At 49.8% G+C, this 22,762-nt stretch carries 20 protein-coding genes and 3 tRNA genes; 9 read left to right on the top strand and 14 right to left on the bottom strand.

The window, feature by feature from the left end; translation table 11 throughout:
* Window positions 1-772 precede the first annotated feature (772 nt).
* Together G3M78_01475 and G3M78_01470 are read left to right on the top strand one after the other, a co-directional pair.
* Window positions 773-1,009, top strand: a complete 237-nt coding sequence (locus G3M78_01475; protein ID QPJ64141.1) for a hypothetical protein — start codon at window positions 773-775, stop codon at window positions 1,007-1,009.
* Window positions 1,010-1,093: 84 nt separating this feature from the next.
* A complete protein-coding gene (locus tag G3M78_01470; protein QPJ64140.1) occupies window positions 1,094-1,498 on the top strand; it encodes a hypothetical protein in 405 nt (134 codons plus the stop codon).
* A gap of 80 nt (window positions 1,499-1,578) precedes the next feature.
* Here G3M78_01470 and G3M78_01465 read toward each other — a convergent pair whose 3' ends face one another.
* Entirely contained in the window at window positions 1,579-3,063 is a 1,485-nt protein-coding gene (locus G3M78_01465; protein ID QPJ64139.1) for a PAS domain-containing protein, read from the bottom strand.
* 721 nt (window positions 3,064-3,784) lie between these two features.
* Between G3M78_01465 and G3M78_01460 the strand changes: the two genes are divergently transcribed.
* The 4 genes from G3M78_01460 to G3M78_01445 all read left to right on the top strand — a co-directional run bounded on the left by G3M78_01460 (window position 3,785) and on the right by G3M78_01445 (window position 10,006).
* Complete coding sequence (locus G3M78_01460; GenBank protein ID QPJ64138.1) at window positions 3,785-4,318, top strand: RNA polymerase sigma factor; 534 nt, start codon at window positions 3,785-3,787, stop codon at window positions 4,316-4,318.
* 670 nt (window positions 4,319-4,988) lie between these two features.
* Window positions 4,989-7,241, top strand: a complete 2,253-nt coding sequence (locus G3M78_01455; protein QPJ64137.1) for a TonB-dependent siderophore receptor — start codon at window positions 4,989-4,991, stop codon at window positions 7,239-7,241.
* A gap of 197 nt (window positions 7,242-7,438) precedes the next feature.
* On the top strand, window positions 7,439-8,647 hold the full coding sequence (locus tag G3M78_01450; GenBank protein QPJ66731.1) for a PepSY domain-containing protein: 1,209 nt from the start codon (window positions 7,439-7,441) through the stop codon (window positions 8,645-8,647).
* Window positions 8,648-9,031: 384 nt separating this feature from the next.
* On the top strand, window positions 9,032-10,006 hold the full coding sequence (locus tag G3M78_01445) for a hypothetical protein (protein QPJ64136.1): 975 nt from the start codon (window positions 9,032-9,034) through the stop codon (window positions 10,004-10,006).
* 115 nt (window positions 10,007-10,121) lie between these two features.
* Here G3M78_01445 and G3M78_01440 read toward each other — a convergent pair whose 3' ends face one another.
* Genes G3M78_01440 through G3M78_01420 form a run of 5 tightly spaced genes read right to left on the bottom strand, consistent with a single transcriptional unit; the run spans window position 10,122 to window position 13,435 of the window.
* Complete coding sequence (locus G3M78_01440; GenBank protein QPJ64135.1) at window positions 10,122-10,850, bottom strand: hypothetical protein; 729 nt, start codon at window positions 10,848-10,850, stop codon at window positions 10,122-10,124.
* A gap of 35 nt (window positions 10,851-10,885) precedes the next feature.
* Entirely contained in the window at window positions 10,886-11,911 is a 1,026-nt protein-coding gene (locus G3M78_01435) for an energy transducer TonB (GenBank protein ID QPJ64134.1), read from the bottom strand.
* The gene (locus G3M78_01430; protein ID QPJ64133.1) at window positions 11,908-12,330 is read right to left on the bottom strand and encodes a biopolymer transporter ExbD; all 423 of its coding nucleotides are present in this window, start codon (window positions 12,328-12,330) and stop codon (window positions 11,908-11,910) included. The genes G3M78_01435 and G3M78_01430 overlap by 4 nt, the downstream gene beginning before the upstream one ends.
* 4 nt (window positions 12,331-12,334) lie before the next feature.
* Entirely contained in the window at window positions 12,335-12,733 is a 399-nt protein-coding gene (locus tag G3M78_01425) for a biopolymer transporter ExbD (GenBank protein ID QPJ64132.1), read from the bottom strand.
* A 6-nt stretch (window positions 12,734-12,739) separates the two neighbouring features.
* Entirely contained in the window at window positions 12,740-13,435 is a 696-nt protein-coding gene (locus G3M78_01420) for a MotA/TolQ/ExbB proton channel family protein (protein ID QPJ64131.1), read from the bottom strand.
* Window positions 13,436-14,427: 992 nt separating this feature from the next.
* On the opposite strand from G3M78_01420, the gene G3M78_01415 reads away from it, so the two are divergent.
* On the top strand, window positions 14,428-14,715 hold the full coding sequence (locus G3M78_01415; GenBank protein QPJ64130.1) for a hypothetical protein: 288 nt from the start codon (window positions 14,428-14,430) through the stop codon (window positions 14,713-14,715).
* Window positions 14,708-15,265 carry a hypothetical protein gene (locus tag G3M78_01410; protein QPJ64129.1) on the top strand — a complete coding sequence of 186 codons (558 nt, stop codon included), beginning with the start codon at window positions 14,708-14,710 and terminating at the stop codon, window positions 15,263-15,265. The genes G3M78_01415 and G3M78_01410 overlap by 8 nt, the downstream gene beginning before the upstream one ends.
* Before the next feature lie 144 nt (window positions 15,266-15,409).
* On the opposite strand, the gene G3M78_01405 is transcribed toward G3M78_01410, so the two are convergent.
* The 5 genes from G3M78_01405 to G3M78_01385 all read right to left on the bottom strand — a co-directional run bounded on the left by G3M78_01405 (window position 15,410) and on the right by G3M78_01385 (window position 17,634).
* Window positions 15,410-15,487, bottom strand: a tRNA-Pro gene (locus G3M78_01405).
* Window positions 15,488-15,504: 17 nt separating this feature from the next.
* Window positions 15,505-16,704, bottom strand: coding sequence for a hypothetical protein (locus G3M78_01400; protein ID QPJ64128.1), 1,200 nt, complete (start codon window positions 16,702-16,704; stop codon window positions 15,505-15,507).
* Window positions 16,705-16,839: 135 nt separating this feature from the next.
* Window positions 16,840-16,913: transfer RNA gene (locus G3M78_01395), tRNA-Arg, on the bottom strand.
* Between the two features lie 10 nt (window positions 16,914-16,923).
* A tRNA-His gene (locus G3M78_01390) sits at window positions 16,924-16,999 on the bottom strand.
* A gap of 191 nt (window positions 17,000-17,190) precedes the next feature.
* A complete protein-coding gene (locus tag G3M78_01385; protein ID QPJ64127.1) occupies window positions 17,191-17,634 on the bottom strand; it encodes a hypothetical protein in 444 nt (147 codons plus the stop codon).
* A 119-nt stretch (window positions 17,635-17,753) separates the two neighbouring features.
* On the opposite strand from G3M78_01385, the gene G3M78_01380 reads away from it, so the two are divergent.
* Window positions 17,754-18,680, top strand: a complete 927-nt coding sequence (locus tag G3M78_01380; GenBank protein ID QPJ64126.1) for an MBL fold metallo-hydrolase — start codon at window positions 17,754-17,756, stop codon at window positions 18,678-18,680.
* A 73-nt stretch (window positions 18,681-18,753) separates the two neighbouring features.
* Here the strand turns inward: G3M78_01380 and ilvB are convergent, their stop codons facing one another.
* The 3 genes from ilvB to lptG all read right to left on the bottom strand — a co-directional run bounded on the left by ilvB (window position 18,754) and on the right by lptG (window position 22,754).
* Window positions 18,754-20,556 carry a biosynthetic-type acetolactate synthase large subunit gene (ilvB, locus tag G3M78_01375; GenBank protein QPJ64125.1) on the bottom strand — a complete coding sequence of 601 codons (1,803 nt, stop codon included), beginning with the start codon at window positions 20,554-20,556 and terminating at the stop codon, window positions 18,754-18,756.
* A 165-nt stretch (window positions 20,557-20,721) separates the two neighbouring features.
* Window positions 20,722-21,648, bottom strand: coding sequence for a Ppx/GppA family phosphatase (locus G3M78_01370; GenBank protein QPJ64124.1), 927 nt, complete (start codon window positions 21,646-21,648; stop codon window positions 20,722-20,724).
* Window positions 21,649-21,650: 2 nt separating this feature from the next.
* Window positions 21,651-22,754 carry an LPS export ABC transporter permease LptG gene (gene lptG / locus G3M78_01365; protein ID QPJ66730.1) on the bottom strand — a complete coding sequence of 368 codons (1,104 nt, stop codon included), beginning with the start codon at window positions 22,752-22,754 and terminating at the stop codon, window positions 21,651-21,653.
* Between the last annotated feature and the right edge of the window lie 8 nt (window positions 22,755-22,762).

The raw sequence follows: 22,762 nt of genomic DNA, 5'->3' as shown, positions 1-22,762 counted from the left end.
CTGCCCACTATAGCGCTTTTTAAGGATTACGGGTCTGAAGGCGTCATGTATTTTACTGGTTTTATCAGGTGTAATTTTAGAATTCTATTGTATTCAAAGGCTTATGCGTTGACAAGGGAGCTTGTTCACTGGGGAAACCGAGGCGGATTCGGACTAGAAAGGCGGCGGCAAAATTCAGGTTTGACTCTGGAAAATTGGCCATCCTGACGGCTTAAAAAAATATGTAATTTTCCTTAAAAATTATCGTAATTTCTATTGTATATTTTTCGAGATTCATGCTAAATGAGTTTATTGAAAGCCCTATTAATCGCCTTTTTCTTTGGATAAGGATTACGCGTCGTGAACCGGGTTATTTTGTTTTCGGTCTTTGTGTGTGTCGCTGGCTCTGCCAGTTCCTTATCCAACTCTCTTCTGAATGGAAGCCAGCTGTCGCCTTCGATTTTAGACAAGATCGAGCAGTGTTTGTTTTCCACAGGTCCTATGTAGTTCCCCGTTTTTTTGCTTCCCTTTTTTATTTTTAAAACGCTTTACATTTAATTTGTCATTACGAGTTGTTACGAGGGGACCGGATGATCTTCCGGGGACCTGGAGCGGTTCAGGTCACCCCTCACGTTTTACATAAGCGCTTGCGAGCCAAAAAGCTTGTGGGACTCAAGAGAATACTAATTATTTTGGAAGGAGGGATCGGGAATCCGCCCGCGAGGTCGCCTGGGACGGAGCTTGTTCATGTCAAATCACCTAATACTTTTAACTATTTTTTTTCGAGGAAATAATGAAAAATTTGCAAGTTGGTTTGTTCGTGATGGTATTGTCCCTTCTCGTTGCTGGAACTTCTTTTGCGGACCCTGCAGACACTCAAGGCGAAGAAGAGGATGCGCGTCTGGTCAGTTTGACCCAGGAGGAAGCGCCTGAAGAGTTGACCCGTTCTGAGGACGCCAGTGAAGAATCCAAAAATGAAGTCGACGACGATCTGGCAACCCCGGAAGATAACGAGCCTGAAGACAAGTAAGCTAATCGTTGTTACGCGGTTCAAAATCTCAAGGGAGAATGTCTGAGAGGAGGGGCGGACATTGTTTGACAGCGCCGTCGCTTCTTGAAGATATTCTCCCTCTTTAAAATGCGCCTTAAGCGTTTAAAATCATCTTATCTTGGAGCGTCTGGTATGAAGCGTACTCATCGATTGTTGACAGCTCTATTAGCAGTTATGTTTTGTTTGTTCTATACGGTTTCTGCGTCTGCTTCGGTTAACGCTCCAGGGGGATTGAGCGCGCAGACACTGGAATTGGATCAGGATTTGAAGCCCCAGTCTGATTTTTCAGCCATAAATCTCGCCGGCGTGAACGCCGCACCGCTTCTTTTTGCGCAAGAGTCTGGCGATGGCGCGGAGAAGAAAAAGGCGAAAGCAAAAAAGAGCAAAAAGAAAAAGTCAAAAAAGAAAGATATGACAAAGAAAAAATCAAAAAAGGCTAAGAAGAAAAAAATAGAAAACGACGGTTAATAGGATTTCGTATTTAAACAGAAAACGGCTGGGGAATTCCCCAGCCGTTTTTTTGTTTAAAGAATCATTCAACGCCTTCATCAATTCAACTTGAACAGGTTGACGATTTCCTGCAAGGACATCGACATTGCGGAAAGCTCAGCGGCGGCGGACATGATGTTGGATTGGGACGCCGTGTTTTCGGCGTTGTTCGCCATCTGCTGGCTGGTCGCTGTCAATTGTTGAGAAGCGGCGGACAGCGAACCGGAATTGCTGGAAAGGACGGTGATATTTTTTCGCAGAGTTTCGAGCAATTGTTGCAAACCGTTTCCTATCTGACCGAGATCGTCGTTTCCTGAAACTTCGATTTCACGAGTCAAGTCGCCCTGGCTCATGGCGGTCACCGCTTCGAGAATTTGATTCACCTTGTGAATTTTCTCCGTGATGTCGGTGGCGAATTTGACGACTTTGTAAGGTTTTCCATTAGGATCAAAAATCGGGTTGTAAGTGGCCTGAATGTAGATTTCCCGACCGCCCTTGGCGATGCGTTTGTATTCGCCCGAATCGAACTCGCCGCGATTGAGTTTTTCCCAGAACTGTGTGTACTCCGTACTTTGAGCGTATGAATTTTCACAGAAGGTTCGGTGGTGAATTCCCGTCAGCTCGTCGAGCGTGTAGCCGATGGCGTTGCAGAAATTATTGTTGGCGGTGATGACGGTTCCGTCCATGTTGAACTCGATCATCGCCTGAGATTTTGAAATTGCATCGACCTTGCCTGCAAAATCGGCGTTCTTCAAAGTCTGTTCGGTGATGTCGGTGGCGAATTTGACGACTTTGTAGAGCTTGCCGTTGGGATCGAATATCGGGTTGTAGCTGGCCTGAATGTAGATTTCCCGACCGCCTTTGGCGATGCGTTTGTACTCGCCCGAATCGAACTCGCCGCGATTGAGCTTTTCCCAGAACTGCTTGTACTCCGTGCTGTGAGCGTAATCTTTTTCGCAGAAGGTTCTATGATGAACGCCGACCAGTTCGTCGAGCGCGTAGCCGACAGCGTTACAGAAATTATCGTTGGCAGTGATGACGGTTCCGTCCATGTTGAACTCGATCATCGCCTGAGATTTTGAAATCGCATCGACCTTACCTGCAAAATCAGCGTTCTTCAAAGTCTGTTCGGTGATGTCGGTGGCGAATTTGACGACTTTGTAAGGTTTGCCGTTAGCGTCAAATATAGGATTGTAGGTGGCTCGAATATAGATCTCGCGGCATCCCTTGGCGATGCGCTTGTACATGCCTGAGTCGAATTCCCCGTGATTGAGCTTTTCCCAGAACTGCCTGTATTCCGTGCTGTGAGCGTAATCTTTCTCGCAGAAGGTTCTATGATGAGCGCCGACCAGTTCGTCGAGCGTGTAGCCGACGGCGTTGCAGAAATTATCGTTAGCAGTGATGACGGTTCCATCCATATTAAACTCGATCATCGCCTGTGATTTTGATATCGCGTCAACTTTCGCCTGATTTTCCAGGCCATTTCGGTCGCCATTGCTAAAAAGTCCGAAAAAACCATTTGTTTTTGCTGTGTTCAAAGTCATATACGCCTCAAAGATGAAAATGTGGATCCATGAATGTTCGTTGATTCATGCTTAATTTCAGTTAAAGGCATTCTCAATTGCGGGGCAACTTTACCGGTCTGGCAGTGAACGAATTCATTGAGCAGGAAAAGCGCGAACGCTGGCGCCGATACTCAGAACAAACGGTTTTGATTTCGTAAGCTATTAAATTTACTGGTTATTCAGGTGTGGTTCGGAAAAGTGGAAAACTGGGGAGGGGAAGAACGATAATTTATTATATACATTTTAAAGAACACCTATATATTGATATATGTTTCATGATGTTTAAATTGTAAGAGATTTTTATTGTTTGCTGGAGTCGGGTATGATGTTGGGAATGTTACGGTTATGTCACAGTAGTGTCAATAAAAACAGTTATTTTGTTAAGATTTTCTCAATTTATCTTCATTCGATTCTTAATTTTGGACCCTCGAAGTTCATATTATTCCTATAAGCATATTAATCTAATTGTGTCAAGTATATTATTTTTTTTGTGGGTTCTTGTGGAGGTTCTGAGGGAAGCGCTGTTTTTGGCGTAACACCAATAGACTCCATGAAAAGCTTGTAAAGGCCGTTCCCCTTTTATTTAACGGGCTTCGGCGAAGGTTGGAGGCGTAAAACGAGTATTAATTTTGATATTGAGAATTGTTTTCAATATAATCGTTGCTTGGTTGTTTCTCAGATCGACAGAAATTCGCGGCTTATGAAAATAGAAAACGAAGCTGGCATGCAAACGCAAGAGAAGTTGCATAATGCCTTCAAGGAATATCACGATGAATTGTTGCGCCATGCGTCTTTCCGGATGGGAACCGGGGACGCCGGACCAGATCTGGTTCAGGACGCATTTTCTAAAGTTCTGGCCCTGCCGGATTTGGGCCACGTCAAAAATATTCGGGCCTATCTGTTTCGCATCGTTACTAATTTGTCTGTTGATTATCTGCGGAACAATAAAATGAGATTGCGGTATTTGAAATTTGATGATGCGGATAACATTGCGGACGAATGCTCGGGTGAATTGGGCGCGCCTGAGGAGTATGTTGTGCAACAGGAGCGCGTTGAGAAATTGATCCAGGCCTTGCAATCGCTTCCGAAGGATTCTCGTGACATGTTCATCCTTTTCAAATCCAAAGGCTGGAAGCAAAAACAGATAGCAAGGCATTATGGAGTGTCATTAAGCACCGTCGAGAAAAAAATAAAACGGGCCATAAAGCAGTGCCGTGATCATTTGATGGATTAAAATGATAGATATGCTGGATAAGGGTTATGGCGATCACAAGTCTTAAGAGTATGATTCTATTTTTGCCTTGTCGCCAATTCATTGGATGACTCGTATACAACATTCCTGTTCACTAATTCTCAATTTAACAGAATGACGTTTGCCGAATCGCGTTAGGGAGTATTGCTGCGAAGAGGCTCAGGCGTTCGGCGACCTCGCAGGTTCAGGTCATTGGATCCGTTGCCATGTTATATTGATTTTTATTATCTCTCCGGTTTTTATCTTAGCCACTGTTTATCCCATTAAACGCAGATCCTTTTTTTATCTAAAACAAGATCGACAGTTCCTCGCTGACGATTGCCCTTGTCCGCTCTGGCTCCCTGCCTAGATGTCTGATGGATCCCATTCATGATGGCTCTCTAAATTTGATAAGGACGGATCATGATTACGGTTTTAAGTCTGATTCTCGTCAAAGGAATATTATGAACACGATTAGGCCAAAAGGAGTCAGTGCATCGATATGAATAAAACCAGGCCCCGTGAGGGGAAAATTCGTTGGAAATTTTGTTATTCAATTGCGGCTTTTCTGTTTCTGATTGGAGGGAACGCGTTTGCTCAGGTCGCGGGCGCAAATGAAACGGGAGACGCAAATGTTTCATCGGTTGCTATATTTAACATTCCGTCTCAGAAATTGGGAGAGGCGCTCAATATTTTTGCGGATCAAAGCAAACTGGAGATCAGCGTTCCCACCGATGCGACCGACGGCAAGATGTCAAGCGCTGTGGTCGGATCGTTTCCTTCCGAAGAGGCGTTGCGCAAATTATTGTCGGGAACCGGGCTCACTTACAGGGTGTCTGACGGTAAGACGATCATTCTGAAAAATGTTGCAGATGCGGACAGTCTGCTCTCTCCGATCAAGGTGCAAGGTCGCTTTGAAGGCAGTGTTGAGTCCGCCTACGGCCCGGTCGAGGGTTACGTCGCAAATCGAAGCGCGAGCGGAAGCAAGACCGATTCGCTCCTGATCGAAACGCCGCGTTCAATATCGGTAATCAGCGCGGATAAAATATCGGACTTGCAGGCGCCCAGTATTCGGGAGAGTTTGCGTTACACGCCAAACGTTGCGGCGGAGGTGTACGGAACCGATAATCGCCCTCCTCAGGTCATCATTCGCGGCTTTTCCAGTTACGGTCAGACTTATCTCGATGGATTGAGTTTGCCGCATAGCGTTTACAACAGCGCAGAGCCTGATTCTTATGGGACGGAGCGCATTGAAGTGATTCGCGGGCCGTCCTCCACCCTTTACGGGCAATCCACGCCGGGCGGTTTGATCAATTCCGTATCTAAACTTCCGACTGAAGAGGCCTTTGGCGAAATCGAAGCGCTTGGCGGATCGTTCAATCAGTTTCAAGGCCGCTTTGATGTTGGCGGGCCGATTGATGATGAAAAAAAGTTTTTGTATCGATTGACGGTCTCGAAGCGCGATGGAGACACCCAGGTGGATTTTCTGGAAGACAAGCGACTCTTTGTGGCTCCCGCGTTCACCTGGAAGCCGACTTCCAGCACAACGATCACTTTCCGCACGCATTATCAGAAAGACGACAGTTCGCCGATTCTTCAGTTTGCGCCCACGGCGGGTACGGTTCTCCCCAACCCGAACGGAGAGATTTCGTCCAGTTTCTTCACGGGCGAACCAGGTTTTGACCGTCTCGATAAAGAGCAGTTTTCTTTCGGTCTCGATCTTGAGCATCGGGTGAATGATTCTCTGAAGTTCCGGCACAAACTGCGATACGACCACTTCACGCTGGATTACCGCGCAGTTCTTGGAAACAATTTTCAGGCCGACAACATCACCTTGAAGCGAAACGCCTTCACCGTGGATGAAGAAATGAAGGCGCTGGCATCAGACAACAATGTGGAAGCGAAGTTTGAAACGGGGTTTGTAAAACACACTGCTTTGCTGGGGCTGGACTACAAATACCACATCGCGGATGAGCTGTTGGGATTTGGCGCGACGGGTACGCTCAACGCCTTCAACCCGATCTATGGTCAGACGAATCCTGCGGCGGCGGCTTCAATTTTTCAGGATTCCAAAGAGAAGGCCGAGCAGGTCGGCGTATATCTTCAAGATCAAATGAAGATTCAGGACGACTGGGTTCTGACTTTGGGCGGCAGGCATGACTGGGCGAATTCGGAGATCGTCGATCGTCTCGATTCAACCAGTCTGCAAATCAACAGCGCGTTCACAGGTCAGGCGGGGCTGGTGTATCTCTTCGATAGCGGCATTGCGCCCTACGCGAGTTATGCCGAGTCCTTCAATCCGCAAAGCGGCAAGGATCGCCTGGGCGAACCCTTCGTGCCGACAACAGGAACGCAATACGAGGCCGGGGTCAAGTACCAGCCAGTTGATTACAACGCCTTGTTCACGGTCTCTGTTTTCGAATTGACCCAGCAGAACGTGACGACCCCCGATCCGGACAACACGAACTTCAATATTCAAACAGGGGAGATACGATCTCTTGGCGTTGAGACGGAAGCGATCGCCGAGTTGACGGAGAATTTCAAACTGAGCGCGGGCGCCAGTTACACCTACACGGAAGTGACCAAGAGCAACGGAACGAATCTCAGCAAGCGGCCGCCTCTCATTCCCGAGATCACAGCGTCGGTGTGGGGCGATTACAAGGTTCCCGCAGGCGATCTGAAGGGGCTGGGCCTTGGCGGAGGCGTGCGTTATGTGGGCTCCTCTTATGGCAACGCAACGAACACTTTCAAGGCGCCTGGCTACGCTCTGCTGGATACTGCGGTTCATTACGATATGGACGACGGCGTTCGTTTGGGTCTGAACGTCAGCAACCTGCTGGATGAGGAGTACATCGCGTCTTGTCTCGGTTCTTGTTATTTCGGATCGCGACGCGTGATCACGGGAAGCGTTAAGTATCGCTGGTAGAGAGAGTCAGGAGTCAAGGCGCGCTTGCGCGAGAATCGCATTTTTAAAAACGCGATGCAATGGGCCGATCCCGCCCTCCAGGGCGGGATCGGATTTTACGCTGATCTGTAATCAATTTTAAAATGGGGCGAAAGTTGACGATGCATTCAACAAAAGTTCAAGAGGAGAGTCCATCATCCCCGACCCTGCGCGACGCTCTGGTGCGTTTGCATCGATGGGCCGGGCTGGGGATGGCGATTTTTCTCATCATCGCGGGGCTGACCGGTAGCGTCATCGCGTTTTATCATGAACTGGACGAGGCGCTGAATCCCGAACTGTTCCTCGTTGACGAAGAGAGCGGCGCAACGCAGGCTCCTATGGCCATCGCTGAGCGTCTGGAGAAAGAAAATCCGGAATTTCGGATCAGTTCCGTGCCTTTCGAACTGGAGCCGGGTCACTCGCTGGAATTCGGGGTCGATCCCAATTTCAATCCGGCGACGGGCAAGCTCTATGATTTGGGCTACGATCAAATATTTGTTAATCCCTACAGCGGTGAAATCATTGGCAAGCGCGATTGGGGCGAATGTTGTCTGGAGCGCAGAAACCTCCTGCCTTTCCTTTATAAAATGCACTACAGCCTGCACCTGCCGGATCGCTGGGGCTGGTGGTTCATGGGCATTGTGGCCTTCGTGTGGATTTTCGACTGTTTTGTCGGCGCCTGGTTGACCTTTCCCAATGACAGACCGTTGATCAGTAAGTGGAAGCCCGCCTGGAAGTTAAAACGCAACGCGGGACCCTATCGAGTGAATTTTGATTTGCACCGGGCGGGTGGGCTTTGGTTCTGGGGGGTTCTGCTGATGCTTTCCGTCAGCGGACTGTATCTCAATCTAGGCAAAGAAGTGTTCAAACCGATCGTTTCCATTTTTTCTTCTTACACAGCGACGCCGTTTGATCTGCGCGAGCCGCGACCGGTCGAGGATCCAATCGTTCCAAAGAGGAGCTTTCGTGAAATCATCCCGGTCGCAGAGCGCGAAGCGCAAGAACGGGGCTGGGACATGCCAGCGGGCGGCGCGTTTTATTCGGACTCGATAGGAGTCTATGTCGTGCGTTTCGGGCCAGACCATCCATCCGGTTTGGGGCGAGGCACAAACCATCTGTATTTTGACGGGATTGATGGAAAGGCTTTGGGGGCGCGTATTCCCGGAGAGGGAACGACGGGCGATCTTTTCATGCAGATTCAGTTTCCGCTTCACACCGGGCAGATCGCGGGATTGCCGGGGCGCATACTCATTTCAATCACAGGTCTCGTGGTCGCGCTGTTGTCCCTGACGGGTATTGTGATCTGGTGGAAGAAGCGTCTCCCCCGGACCAGGCCAGGGGTAAAATTGACGAGCGCTCGTCTGGAGACCAGAGACTCGTCTTCATGAGGAAAATAAAGGAATGGTTTTTGATCTAATAAAATAATGGAAGCGGTATGAACGTCATTGAAAGTCAGTGCGCGAAACAAAAGGTCCGCTTGACCCGGCAGAGGAGGGCCATTGCTAAAATTCTGTTTCAGGCGGGAACGCATTAAGAATTTTCGAGGTATCAATCCCCTTCAAATCCTGGGGCTGAAAGCCAAAATTTTTCGCTGAGCGCTACAGGGTTTCTCTATGCACAGTCGAGAAAAATTTCAAACAGGCCATTCAGAAATTCCGGAATTATATAACGGCATATTGGTAATAATTTGATGTTTTAGATGCGGGATTGAGGTAAATCTGTGTCTTAATATTGTAGAATGTTTACATTGTGATTTCTTACAGGTTTTCTCGATGACAAAAAAATCTCGTCCCTTTTCTCGAAAATCCGATTTCAACCAGCGTCGGAGCTCTGACAGGGCCATTGACTTCTGGCTGGATATGGAAAATTCCGAGGATGCAGAATCTGCCAAGCGACGCGCGGAGGAGTGGGCGAGCAAGGACCTGGCAAATCGGGAAGCCTTGCAGGAGTTGGACGACTTCATGCAAAGCCCCGAATTGAAATCGGCGCTGGATTGCGTGACTCCGGACGATATTGCAGGATCTCCCCAATCTGCAATTTGCGGCAAGATGAGATGGCGCTGGGTCGTCGGCGTCGTTTTTGCGCTCTTGCTTCCCCTGTCGTTTTTTGACTGGTCTGCTCAGTTTGCCGATCAAAGAACGCGAGTGGGCGAGCAGAGGCGCGTTCATCTCGACGATGGTTCGGTCGTTCTGTTGAACACAGACAGCGCGTTGGACATCGACTTTAATTCAAGGCAAAGAAAGATCCGTTTGATTCAGGGGGAAGCCCTGTTTGAGGTGGTCAAAGACACTGAGCGTCCATTCACAATCGACATGCGACACGGCAAGGTGACGGTGGTCGGCACGCGCTTTGTGGTGCGGACCGAAGACGATAATGATGAAGCCTACGTGCTTGAAGGCAAGGTCTGGACGGAATCCTTCGGAGTTGCAACGCGCGAGAAACGGATTCTCGAATCGCATGATTACGCCCGCCTGGAACCAAACGGAGATATTTCCATAGAGCAAAGAACCTTACCCGCTGACTGGGCCCAGGGTCAATTGGTGTTCAGCGGAACGCCGCTGGAAGAAGTGGTTTCGGAAATCAATCGTTACCTTCCCGGAACACTTATCGTAGCCAATCGCGACTTTTTGGAAAAGCGGCTCACGGCCACTTACAATATTGACAGCCTCGATCTGGCTCCCGAAATCATCGCCCGCACATTGCAGATGGACATCCAGCGACTGGGTTCTATTCGCGTCCTTTACTGATTATTAATTTCCAATCCTTTTATTCTTACGCATCAACCTGTAGCGGCTTTGCTCCTTCTCTCACAGATTGAAAGACTCAGGTCTTATTTCAAGCCCCCGCTTCTGGTTCGTTTCTCTACTGATTGATGATCTGGTCGGCTTTGCCATCGAAGTTGCGATCCAGCTCAATTTTATTAAGTTTTCCTTCCTCAAATATTTCCCAACGATCCGCCTCGCCATCCGAGTTGGTATCGTAGTCAACCTTGCTGATGGTGTTACCGCCTGAAAAATATTGCCATTGATCGGGTTTGCCGTTGCCGGTGGTGTCGAAAGCGGAATAGTCAATTTCCTTGTTCGCTTTGAAATAACTCCAGCGGTCGATTTGGCCGTTATTGTTTGTATCCTTTTCCAGGTGGGTCAGTACGCCGTTGTCGTCATAGAATTGAGTCGTATCAAAACTGCCGTCGCCGTTTGCGTCAAATTCGACTTTCCTGATTTTAGCATTGGGGCCGTAGAATTCTTTGGAGTCAATTTTACCGTCCATTTTGTTGGATTTTTCGGTGCGCGCCAGCGAACCGTCTGCATTGTAAAATTGAAAATGATCCATTGTGCCGTCCTGATTGCGGTCGAAGCTGACTTTGGTAAGATTGTTGGCGTCGTCAAAGTACTCGACTTGATCCACCTGGCCGTTGAAATCTGCGTCATGCTCCACTTTAACGACCTTTTTGTCTTCGGACAGGTGATGCCATTGGTCGACCTTGCCGTCGAAATTGGAGTCGAGTTCGGTGACTGCGGCGAAGGATTGACCGCTCCATGCAAGACAGGTGGCTAATACGGCGCTCGCGATTTGATGGGTCCTGGGCATGAATTTTTTCCTGAATAAAGGTTGAGTATTATCTGTTATCTGGTGAGTTCAAAATTAAACGGTAAAACCAGTTTCAACGAGTCCCGCCCGATTTCGTCCGGCAGGTGAGGGAAGGGGGCCGCCTTCCTGACCGCCTTCAGGGCGGCTTCGTTGATGCTTTTGTATTTCGATCCGGAGACCATCTCAATGTCCGTGATGTTTCCATTTTTTAGAATTGTGAAACGGATCACAACCGTTCCTTCATTGCCAAGCCGTTTCGCTCGCGGCGGGTATTTTTTTTCTGATTCAATTTTTTGTTTGATGCCCTGAGCGTACCCATCCAGCGCGTTGCCTCCCTGCATGGCTGGCGCGGGTCGCGACTTGAGAAAGCCTGTTTCCACAATCTTGCTGTCGGCCGAAACCATGCGCGTTCTGGCGATGCCTTTTGTTTTACCTGTCGATGGTTCGGGAGAAAATTTCCTGGCGGTTTGGATGGGAACCGCTAGGCCCGTCGGTCCGCTTCCGGAGATCAGGGAACTGCCTTTGCGCGCTCCCGAAGATGCGACCACGACGGTTTGCGTTCGCGGTTGCCATTGATTGGCGCTGGCGGCAAGGGAGGGATTTGTTTGAGATACTTGAAGCGAGCCGGTTCGTGAGGTGTGAATGGTTTTCTCGAACAGAACGCGTTGCGGCATTTTGACGTCTGGAGGCGTGATGCGCGCGACTTCCGTATTGATCTGGATGGCCTGTTGCGGCGTCGTGGGGTCGACGGGAAGAGGTTTCATGACCTTTGGAGCGCTGGGGTCGGTTAGGGGAACCGCTTCGCTGATCTCAAGTTTCGCCTGTCGGGGTAGAGCGGTGGGAGGCTGGGGTTTTGCAGGAGCAGGCGGCGCCTCGGGTTTTTTGGCGGGAGGAACTGGGGGCGGCTCGATCATTTCAAGCTTGTAAGGTTTTGGCGGTGGCAGGGGGGTGGGGGGCTGGTTCAAAACAATCGAACCGGCGATGACGAATAGAAGCAGGTGGGCGCCGACGGCGCCAAACGCCGCGTACAGGGTGGATTCGGGATGCATTGTATCGTTCATGAGGAAGGCTGTGAGTCCTGTGGCGCTTGTTCTGCGGCGAGGATGAAATCCGCCGCGCCCGCCTCCTGCGCCGCTTCGACGACCTGGCTGAAAATTGAGAAATTAACGGACTTGTCGGCCTGGATTTCGATCAGCTTGTTGTCCTGCGCTTGAATTTTGTCCTTGAGCAGAGGCCCCAGACTTTCAATGGCTACGATGGTTCGGTCCAGTTCGATTTGATCGCCGGGAATGATGCCGATCACAATGGGCGTCTTGTTTTTCAGCGTCGCCGATTCCGCTTTGGGCAACTCGATTTTATTCTTCTGGCTCATGGCCGTCGTGGTGAGCATGAAGAAGATCAGCAGTAAAAACACGATATTGATCAATGGCACCAAATCCAGACGGGCTGGTGTTTTGACGTTTTTTGTTACCCGGAACATGACTTTATCCTTCCTGTTTCACAATGGAAAAACCCTCGGCTCCCGCCAGACGGGAGAGGTCGAGAACTTTGGCGAAGCCCTCGTAGGGCGTGTTTTTGTGCGCCTCAATCAGAACCCTTTTGTCGTCGCGTTTTTTTAACTGAGCGGACAAGGTATCTTTCAACTCGTTCAAGGCAACGCGTTGATCGTCGATGCGGAGTTCCATGGAGTCGTTCATGCTTATGGTGATGGGAGCCAGCTTGGGCGCCTCCATCGACTCCCCTTGAGGGAGGCTGATCTCAATCCCCTGGCTTTGAATCGCAAAGGTCAGCATGAAAAAAATCAATAGCAGAAAAACCACGTCAATGAGCGGCGCCATATCCAGCTTGGACAATTTCCTCTTGGGTTTCACCTGTGAAAGCATGGGATCTTACCTGGAGGCGTGCGCCAGTTGGGGAGTTTCCGGTCGGTGAGACGGCTTGCCATTGGCGGGACGAAAGGGAGCCTCCTCCAAAGCGTGAATGAGCTTTTGACCAAACTGACTGAGCGAGGCCGACGCCGCTTCGATTTTCTGATCGAAATAATGCGACATGATGGACGCCGGTATTGCCACTGCCAGCCCCGCCGCAGTCGTTAGCAGGGCGACCCAGATGCCGCCCGCAAGAAGGCTCGGTTCGACTTGCCCTGAATATTCAGCGACCTTGTTGAAGGCCTGAACCATCCCGATCACGGTTCCCAGCAAACCCATCAAGGGAGAAACCGTCGCGATGACTTCAAGGGCGCGGGTGTATTTCCCCATTTTTTTGAGTTCGCTTTGGGCGGAAAGATCCAGCAGTTCTTCGAGTTTTTTTTCGGAGACGTGGCGGTTCTGAATGCCGGTTTCCAGCAGGCGACCGACCGGGCCTGGATGTTCTTTGCAGACCTCAAGGCTTTGGTCGCATTGCCCTCTGGAGATCAGGGAGTGAACCGCATTGAAAAGTTGTTCGGGGTTTTCCCGGCGTTTATGAAAATAATAGAGTCGCTCGAATATGATGGTCATCGCGCCCAGAGAAAATAAAAAGATGGGGAGCATGACAGGCCCACCCTTGAGTATCAGGTCCACGGCTGATTGAATGGCGTCAAACATGAGTTTTTCCGATCAGTAAGGTTGATAAAATCCTTTGAAAAAACAAATCCCGGCACAACCTGCGAAAATTCCAGATTTCTGGAACAACGGGAAGCAGGCAAGAGCTACGGCGCAAGACCGTAAATTAAAGCCTGAGTTCAATAGAAAAACTCTTCCCGACACATGGCTATGCAATGGGGCTTTCCTATATAAGACGTATGAGAGCGAAAAACCCTTACCCATTTTGAAAAAAAGAATCATTTAAATTTAATTTTTTCGCCAGGCGCTTTGTCGAAAGGGCCAGATCGGAGGCTGTATGGGGTTTTTGGGCAAAAATCTTCTAGTGATCGATCTTATTCATAATAATGACAATCATTATCATAATATGAATTGGCGTTTGTTTCCAAGCGAAATTTTTCAAGTCGGGATAATTGTGGTTATAGAATCGACCGACCGGTGGAGCCGGAGTCAGGATATGGAAGGGGTTTTCATTAAATAGCCAAATTCGCGCCATCCATTGTAGGGCTGTATATTATCAAGACTCCAGATCGGCATCGGTTGTACAATTTTCATGAAATTCAGGCTTCCGGCAATGTTCTAAGCAAAAGTTAGAGGTCTTTGGTCCAAGTGGCGGGATTGATTTGCGGTAAGGGATTTTTGCGCAGGGTATTGTGGGTGAATCCGTGAGACGTTTTAGATTGAAATCGCCTTGTTCGCAAGGAGAATGGTTTATTTGGAGCGAGTAAACCTTCGGGTTTGTCTATTCTTTTATTTTTTTTATGTTTCATATGATGCTTTCAATTATTTTTGTACCTTGCTTTCAATCTTTTAAGCATTTTATTATGATGAGCCTGTTCAAATAATAACCGCACTTATAAAGATATTTACTTATGATCCCCTTGTCCTTGAAGGTTGACTGAGAGGTTGCTCAGAATTTTCTTAATCAGGTTCCTTTTTGGCGTCACCGAATTTCATTAGATGGTAAGGATTTCTCAACTCCGGGATGGCGTGGCATGGAATACGTTGAAGAATTGCCTCTTGATGGAGACTTGACAGGATTGACCGTTTTGGATGTGGGTGCATGGGATGGATTGTTATCTTTTGAGTGCGAGCGTCGAGGGGCATTCAAGGTACTTGCAACTGATATTTGGGCGATCCAGGATTTTGATCATGATTGGTGGGGACAGATTCGCTCATCGGACATGGGGTTTCTCACCGTTAAAAAACTTCTTGGCTCTAACGTACATTCTAAAACCTTAAGCGTGTACGATATTTCACAGGAAAGCGTGCGGAATGTTTGATGTCGTCCTATGTATCGCAGTCTTATATCATTTGCCTGATCCCTATACCGCTTTGGTCAATTTAGCGTCAGTTACTCAAGGCTATGCGATTATTGAAACCGTATGTGATCCAGATATTACGCCAGATGTTCCGACCATGCGTTTCGACGCCTCACACCCGGGTTTATGGTGGCGTCCTAATCCGGCTTGCTTGAAAGCCATGTTGCTTAAGGCAGGTTTTTCTAGAGTTGAGCTTAAGGTTAGCAATCATGAAATAATTCAGGCGACGACACTTGTTTATGGAGACACAAGCGAGGCTTGTCCACTTCTCTTGAGTCCATCAGAAGACGCCCCGGAAATAATTAAAATTAAAGAGCGCAAGGAAGTAATGATTCTCGGCAATGAAAAGGGTAGCTCAGGGGGTGGGCAATATTATCGGGTGGAAATCGTTGGTGATGAAAATATGCGTTTTCAGGGCTGGTTGCGGACAGAGTATGTCGTTCGACGTCCCCCTTTCTCCCTCGAAGGAATTGTTCCGCGCACGCGATATATAGCAAAAGCCTACAAATAGTCGCTTCTTTATAGACGGGTTGCGCTAGAAGTCAAACAAGCAATCTTTTCATTGCGCGATTATCCATCTGGATGAAATGCTAAAAAAACAAAAAAACCGCTGAATCCAAAAGGGGTTTCCCTTATGAATCCAACGGTTGATTACTGGTCGGGGCGAGAGGATTTGAACCTCCGACCCCCTGCTCCCAAAGCAGGTACGCTAGCCAGGCTGCGCCACGCCCCGATATCTTTTTATGTTGCTCAGTGGTTCCTGTGCATCGTACTGACTTTTTGCCGTTGCTCGTCAGTCAGGATTTTCAGGATCGAGATTTTTGCTTCCGCCATCGCATGGATTTTTTTGCTTTTCGATTGGCTGATGAGGTCTGCCAGTTCGCGAATGCGGGTCTCGTTGGTGTCACCGCTATGCACCAGCTTGTCCAGTTCCATATGAGCGATGTCGTGCTCGGTGCTGGCGCGCATGGTGATTTTCTTGTATTCGAATTCGGCGTTTTTGATCTGGTCGATCTGATCGTCGGTCAGGCCCAATAGCTCTTTGGAAGCGAGAACATGCGCGAAGGGCGAGCTGAACTTGCCGCCATGCGAGTGTTTGCTTCCGTAAGATTTGCCGTGGCTGTAGGATTTACCGTGCGATCCTTTGTAGGCTTTGCTCCCGCTACCTTCTCCCTTATGAGAGTAGCTCTTGTGTCCGCTTCCTTTGTGAGAATAGCTTTTGCCATGCGAGCCACTGCCTTCTTTTTTGTAGTCGTGCTTGTATTCGTGACCGTCTTTACCTTTGTTGGCATGGGCCAGGTAATGCTTTTCATTAGTTCCGAAAGGCGTGCCAATTCCCGGGGGATTGCTTTTATTCTCCGGGCTGAGAGATGGATGGACATAAGCGCCGCGGCTGTCGGAACCCATCGGGCTGACCGAAATTTCGGTGGCTCCAACGATGTTCAGGTTTTGCAAGGCTTCGGCGGGCAGGGGGCTGAGCATGATTCCCTGATGCGGAAACTTGATAGACGCGAGTTGTCTGGAAATCGGGAAATTGATTTTCTGCAATTCGGCGACGGTGAGAGACTGCATCACCAGTCCTTTGCTGTTTTCAATTTGATACGCGGATTTCAAGGATCGTCTTTGTATTTCCCTGGGCGATTCGCTGAGATCGAGTCGCTCGATCAACTCTGAGGGCAACAGGCTGCGAGTGGTCTCCGCATGGGTTGCGCCTAACTGCGGTTGCGTGATGCTTTGCAGGGTGAACGGCGAAGACGAGCCGGAAAGGTGGCTGTCGAATATTTGCCGATCGACAGCATTTTGCATGGATTCGAAATCGGCCAGAGCGGTTTCCGTGATCGCCTGGGCGCCAGAAATGTGAACTGGAAATTCGTTCGCCTGCGCGCTCGGCGCAAGGAACAAGAAAGACGTGAACAGAACGGATAAGGCCTTCTTAGATTGCATTGACATTCGGCAAGCTCCTTAATGTTCTTCGTAAATGGTCGGAAGTGCGATGCATTCCAGGCGCGTGATTCCCAGATGTTTGAATATTTGTTGGAACCGGCGTCGGGTCAGAAAACATCGAGTCGTTACGAGGAAATAATATGCGCCCGGCAGGATTCGAACCTGCGACCTACGGATTCGAAGTCCGGAACTCTATCCAGCTGAGCTACAGGCGCGTGATTATTATGGGGTGAGCGACGGGACTTGAACCCGCGACAACTGGAGCCACAATCCAGTACTCTACCAACTGAGCTACGCCCACCATATTTTGATTTTAAATGAGTTGCAATTCAGGATACAGAAGCCTATGGCGACGTATGTGAATATAGGTAATAACTTTCTTGATTGTAAAGCATTGGAGGGGCTTTGTAAAAGAAATTTTGAGGGTGTTTCTTCTTTATTTTTACCTTTTTCCAGCCAATAAAAGGCGGATTTCGGAATAGCGGGGCGCTGTTATTTAATGACGCGCAGGTGGCTCCGGTCTCTTTTGGGTTTTTCGGGCTTTGCCGGGGATTTTTTTCTACCGGGGGCGCCTGTTTTCTGCGAAGAGGGCATTGCTGTTGCGGAGTATTGCGTGGGGTCGATGTCTTTGGGGAAATCTTCCTCCCAGACCTGGCCTTGCTTCAGCCCCGGTTCATAAATAGCCCAAACGGCTTCAAAAGGGATGATACATTTATGCGGTCGCCCGCCAAAAGCGAGAGTGGCGTAAATTCCTTCGGGGGTCACCTCGAAGGGGCGGCGGAAATTCAGATTGAAGATCAGGCTGAGCGAGGGATTGTTTTTATGATCTTTAGGAATATCGACGCAGTCTTTCCGGGCGTCGAGGCACACCATCACATCGCCTTCGCCGAGAAGGTAATTCAGGAAATCATATTTGTTTTTCTTTTGTTCTGTCATGTGGTTAAAATAGCACAAAATACGTTTTATCCAAACGGCAGAATGGCTTTGGGCTGGCGACGTCAAACGCCCATTCCCGTTTGAAATTTGTTCATTCCTTTTTTGATGCGAGGTCAGTTATGGTTCAGTTAGCGGTAAGAGGTTTGCTTGTTGGGTTGGTGATGGCGGCGTCGGTTGCCTGGGCGGATGAGTCGAAGGCGCCTCATGTTTCAAACCCTCTTACAAATATTTATACGATAGCGCATGGCGGGGTGGATTCGAACAGCACTTTCATCATCACCAGCGAAGGCGTGATTGTGGTCGACACCGGCACGACGCCGAAAGAGGCGCAGGCGGTGATGGACGAAATTAGCAAGCGCACCGATTTACCGGTCGTGTATACGATCAACACGCATCATCATGGCGACCATGTGTTTGGCAATCAGGTGTTTCGCGACGGTCGAACCATCATCGCTCATAAAAACGTCCATAGATTTCTCGCAGGCGTGCGCGGCAAGGAGCATCTGGATCTATTCAAAACCTTCGGCATTGCGGGCATGGACGAGGTCAAGGTCACGCCTCCCAATCTGGTTTACGAAGGCATGCTGGAAATTTTTCTGGGCGGTTATCATTTGAGGCTGGACCATCAGGGCCGCGGGCATACGGATGGGGACACCTTCATCTTTATGCCGCACATGCAGGCGGTGATCACCGGCGACCTGGTGTTCAATCAAAAGATTCCGTATATGGGCGACGCTTATGTGGAGGATTGGATCAATTCTCTGGATTATCTTGAGAATTTACACGCGGAAACTTATATCCCCGGCCACGGCGAAGTGGGCGGTAAACCCATCGTCATCGCCATGAAGCATTACCTGATCAATCTGAGGACCTGGGTGAAGGATGAAATACAGAAAGGCCATAGCTTGAAAGAGGCCCAGGAAAACGTAGGTCCAAAGATCAAAGAAAGGTACGCTCACTGGAAACAACATGACTGGATCGACGCCAATATTGAGCGGGCGTATACGGAGTACAGCCTAGCGGGTATGGCTGGAACAGAAAACTAGGGGATCCATAAAAAAAGGCGGCGTCGCTATCCAGCGACGTCGCCTTTTTCATTTTTGATTCATCCCCTATGGGCTAGTCTTTGACCAATCCCTTTTTTTTCCAGTATTCTCTGAGGGAGTGTTTTTCATCCAGCAGAGTGTCCAAATAGGTGTGGTTCGAAGGAATCATCGGCATAACATGCCCGCGGCTCTTGTCGTTGTACGGGTACTTGACGTCCAGAACATAGGGCCCCTTGTGCTTGAGCATTCGCTTCAGAGCCGGTTTGATTTCTTCCGGCTTGCTGATGCTTTCGGCTTTGATGCCAAAGGCGTGCGCGATTTCGGCAAAATTGGCGTCGCCCAGAAAAGTGTGGCCGCGCAGGGATTTATAGAAGCGATCTTCCCATTGCGCCACCATGCCGAGATGGGCGTTGTTGAGGACGACGTTTTTGACCGGGATGTTTTCAATTTTGCAGGTCTGCAACTCCTGAATATTCATCAGAAAACTGCCGTCGCCGTCGATGTTGATGACTTGACGATCGGGCAGGGCCACCTGGGCTCCCATCGCCGCTGGCAGACCAAAACCCATCGCTCCCAAACCGGAAGAACACAGCCATTGGCGCGGCTCGTAGAAATCCCAGAATTGGGCGGACCACATTTGATGTTGTCCCACGCCGACCGATAAAACGGCGTCCGGGTCCGCCAGCTTGCGCAGTTCGGTGATGACATGCTGGGGAACGATATCGTCCTTGTGAATCGTGTAGTCGAAGGGAAATTCTTTTTTCCAGGCGTTGACTTGTTTGATCCAGGGCTTGATATCGTCTTTCAAGCTCACCTGGTCATTCATCATTTTCAGCGCCTGTTTGACGTCGCCTTGAATCGGAATATCCACCACAATATTTTTATTGATCTCCGCCGGGTCCAGATCGACGTGGATGAAGCGGGCGTCCTTACAAAACTCAGAGAGTTTCCCCGTCACACGATCATCGAAGCGAATGCCCAGCGCGATGACCAGGTCGGCGTGGTTGATGGCGATGTTAGCGTAAACGGCGCCGTGCATGCCGAGCATGCGCAACGACAATGGGTCTTCGGAGGGGTAGGCCCCGAGGCCCATGACAGTAGTCGTGATGGGAATTCCGGTTTTCTTGACAAATTCGCGTAATTCTTTGGAGGCTTCTCCTGAAATGATCCCGCCGCCTGCGTAAATCAAGGGGCGTTTCGCCTCCCGGATTGCGTGCACGGCTTTTTTGATCTGAAACGGCGACGGCGTCAAATTGGGTTTGTAACCGGGGCAGTTGAATTCGACTTCAAAATTTGGAACCGTTTCCTGTTGCTGAACATTCTTGGGAATGTCGATCAGGACCGGACCGGGGCGACCGGTGGTCGCAATCGTCACCGCTTCATGAATCACGCGGGGAATTTCGTTGATGTCCTGAATCAGGTAGCTGTGTTTCACCAGTGGAAAAGTGGAACCCATGATGTCGGTTTCCTGAAACGCATCGCTACCAAGAACGGGCGAGGGAACCTGTCCGGTGATCGCAATCAGCGGAATGGAGTCCATTTTCGCATCCATGATCCCTGTCAGGAGATTGAGCGCTCCGGGACCGGAAGTCGCCATGCACACTCCCACTTTTCCTGTGGATCGCGCGTAGCCGCCAGCGGCGAAAGAACCGCCTTGTTCGTGGCGAGGCAGAACCATACGAATCTTCTTGCTCAGAGTCAGTCCTTGATGGATTTCCATAGAGGTGCCGCCGGGATAGCCAAAGACCACTTCCACGCCTTCATTTTCAAGGGATTTGACGATGATGTCGCGACCTTTCATGATGGGTTGCTTGGCGCTGGTTTTGGTTTTTTTAGCGGGTGACTTTCTGGCTTTGATGGTTTTTTGGGAGCTCATGGCTATTGAAAATGTAAAAGATTGATCAATGGATTTTTAACGGTTTTTGGTTCACTGAAGCTGTTGAATGTGAAGTTGTTAAGATTACCTTAACTTGTCCTTCGTTTCAAATTAAATGATGATTTGAAGCCCTCTGGAACCTTTGTTGAGCTATTTTAGCTCGGGTCAGGCCGTTTTCAGCGCTTCCAGCAGAATACCTTCGCGCAGGCCGTTTTCACTGACAGTCAACAGAGGGGTTGAAAAGGTTTTGAGTACGTTCAGCGTGATGGCCACTCCGGCGATGATCAGGTCTTCCCGGCCTTTTTCCAGCGCAGGCAGTAGAATCCTCTGTTCCAGCGTTTGCGATTTTAATCTGTTTTGTATGGCCTCGATCCGCTCCAGCGGAATTTCATAACCGTGTATTTTCGCCGGGTCGTAGGGAACGATATTGCCGTCGATTGCGGCGAGGGTCGTTACGGTGCCCGCCGTTCCGATCGTCAGTTGAGGATCGAAGGCGTTGAGTTGGCGTTTCACCTCGCCGAGTTCATGGCTCAAAAATTCATCCAGCGCGGCGTATTCCGTCTCGACGACCGGGTGCTTTGTGATGAAGCGTTCGGTCAGGCGCACTACGCCCAGGCGGGTGCCGACGCTTTGAACGGCTTCGCCGTTTTCGCAGAGAATGAATTCCGTACTGCCGCCGCCGATGTCGAACACCAGCGCCGTTTTACCGGTGTTCGGCAGGGTCTGGAAAACGCCGGTGAGCGTCAATCGCGCCTCTTCCTCCCAGGGGATGATTTTAATTTCCACTCCCGCCTCTTCTTTGGCTCGGCGCAAAAACTCAGCGCGGTTGTTCGCTTCGCGTACGGCGCTGGTGGCTACGGCAAGGATGGGCATGTCGCCATAGGACTGGCAACAGGCGCGAAATTCCGCGAGCGCCTTCAGGGTGGCGTCGATGCGATGCGGCAATAAGCGTTTCTCGGTATCCATGCCCTCGCCCAGCCGGGTGATTGCGCGCAGAGAATCGAGCTGGCGAAAATTGGCGGCTCCGGTTTCTTCGCCGATGAGCAGGCGAATCGTATTGGAGCCAATGTCAATGGAAGCGGCGCGTTTCATAGTCAAAAGGGAAGGGTGCGTTCGCTGTCGAGGGTGAGCATGAGATAAAATCCCAGCGTCATGAATAACAAATTAGGGCCCCAGGCGGCGAGCAAAGGGCCGAAGGCTCCGTTGTGCCCCAATGAAATGCCCAGCGCATACAGGAACGAAAAGGCGAAGCCCATCGCCAGGTTCACGCCGATATTGAACAGCGTTCCCCCATGCCGACTGGACTTGAGGGACAGCGGAATCGAAAGCAGGGCGAGGACGATGCTGATGAAGGGATAGGAAATTTTAAAATGCCAGTCGACCCATTTGTCGGTAACGTCTTTTCCTTCGATCGCCTTGGTGTTGATGTCCTGATACATTTCAGACAAACTCAACTCATCGGGCTGAATGCTTGCCTTTTCAAAATCCGAGGGGACTTCTCGAAAGGGGAAAAAACGCTCGTCAAAATATTCGGTGGTGTTCAGCCCGTTCTCGTTGAAAGTGCGCACGGAACCGGAAAGGAAATCCCATTTGTTATCCCTCCACACGGCGTTGTCGGCGTCGATTCTTTTGGTGACGGAGTAATGATCGTCGACGATAAAAATCCGCACGTCGGACATCTTCTTTTCATTCGGATCGTAGTGGTTGACGTTCCAGATTGAGCCGTATTTGGTTTTTATCCAGATATCTTCGGTCGTGATCTGACCGAAGTATCTATTCTTCCGCACTTCAACATAATAGATGTAATTCATCTTCTTGCTGGCGGCGGGGCGCACGTATTCGTTGCCGGCGAGGATGAGCAGGGCGATGACGGCGGCGGCTCCGACGATGGGAAGCGTGATGCCGGTGATGCCGATGCCGCAGGCGCGCATGGCGGTGATTTCGTTGTCGCGCGCCAGGGTCGCCAGGGTGATGACGGTCGCCAGCATGACCGCTTGCGGGGCCATGTAAAAAGTGATGTGCGGGATGCGATAAAAATAATAGGAGACCAGGTGAATGAGCGGCGCGTCGCGCGAGAAAAATTCATCGACGCGCTCAAACAGATCGATCACCAGAAAGACGCCGATCAGACCGATGGCGGTGACGAGATAGACCCGGATGAATTTGAATAATACGTAGCGTTTGAGTAGCGTCATGATAAGCGTCG

The organism is Candidatus Nitrohelix vancouverensis (genome assembly GCA_015698305.1).
GTDB lineage: Bacteria > Nitrospinota > Nitrospinia > Nitrospinales > VA-1 > Nitrohelix > Nitrohelix vancouverensis.
Note: the sequence above shows the minus strand (reverse complement) of the source record. Positions and strands in the feature narration are given on the sequence as shown.

What these genes read in the sequence shown, in the direction of transcription:
- G3M78_01460 (QPJ64138.1), top strand. Translation starts at nt 3,785, where the DNA reads ATGAAAATAGAAAACGAAGCTGGCATGCAAACGCAAGAGAAGTTGCAT.
- G3M78_01465 (QPJ64139.1), bottom strand. Translation starts at nt 3,063, where the DNA reads ATGACTTTGAACACAGCAAAAACAAATGGTTTTTTCGGACTTTTTAGC.
- G3M78_01435 (QPJ64134.1), bottom strand. Translation starts at nt 11,911, where the DNA reads ATGAACGATACAATGCATCCCGAATCCACCCTGTACGCGGCGTTTGGC.
- G3M78_01440 (QPJ64135.1), bottom strand. Translation starts at nt 10,850, where the DNA reads ATGCCCAGGACCCATCAAATCGCGAGCGCCGTATTAGCCACCTGTCTT.
- G3M78_01420 (QPJ64131.1), bottom strand. Translation starts at nt 13,435, where the DNA reads ATGTTTGACGCCATTCAATCAGCCGTGGACCTGATACTCAAGGGTGGG.
- G3M78_01475 (QPJ64141.1), top strand. Translation starts at nt 773, where the DNA reads ATGAAAAATTTGCAAGTTGGTTTGTTCGTGATGGTATTGTCCCTTCTC.
- G3M78_01445 (QPJ64136.1), top strand. Translation starts at nt 9,032, where the DNA reads ATGACAAAAAAATCTCGTCCCTTTTCTCGAAAATCCGATTTCAACCAG.
- G3M78_01370 (QPJ64124.1), bottom strand. Translation starts at nt 21,648, where the DNA reads ATGAAACGCGCCGCTTCCATTGACATTGGCTCCAATACGATTCGCCTG.
- G3M78_01425 (QPJ64132.1), bottom strand. Translation starts at nt 12,733, where the DNA reads ATGCTTTCACAGGTGAAACCCAAGAGGAAATTGTCCAAGCTGGATATG.
- G3M78_01415 (QPJ64130.1), top strand. Translation starts at nt 14,428, where the DNA reads ATGGAATACGTTGAAGAATTGCCTCTTGATGGAGACTTGACAGGATTG.
- ilvB (QPJ64125.1), bottom strand. Translation starts at nt 20,556, where the DNA reads ATGAGCTCCCAAAAAACCATCAAAGCCAGAAAGTCACCCGCTAAAAAA.
- G3M78_01430 (QPJ64133.1), bottom strand. Translation starts at nt 12,330, where the DNA reads ATGTTCCGGGTAACAAAAAACGTCAAAACACCAGCCCGTCTGGATTTG.
- G3M78_01400 (QPJ64128.1), bottom strand. Translation starts at nt 16,704, where the DNA reads ATGTCAATGCAATCTAAGAAGGCCTTATCCGTTCTGTTCACGTCTTTC.
- G3M78_01385 (QPJ64127.1), bottom strand. Translation starts at nt 17,634, where the DNA reads ATGACAGAACAAAAGAAAAACAAATATGATTTCCTGAATTACCTTCTC.
- G3M78_01410 (QPJ64129.1), top strand. Translation starts at nt 14,708, where the DNA reads ATGTTTGATGTCGTCCTATGTATCGCAGTCTTATATCATTTGCCTGAT.
- G3M78_01380 (QPJ64126.1), top strand. Translation starts at nt 17,754, where the DNA reads ATGGTTCAGTTAGCGGTAAGAGGTTTGCTTGTTGGGTTGGTGATGGCG.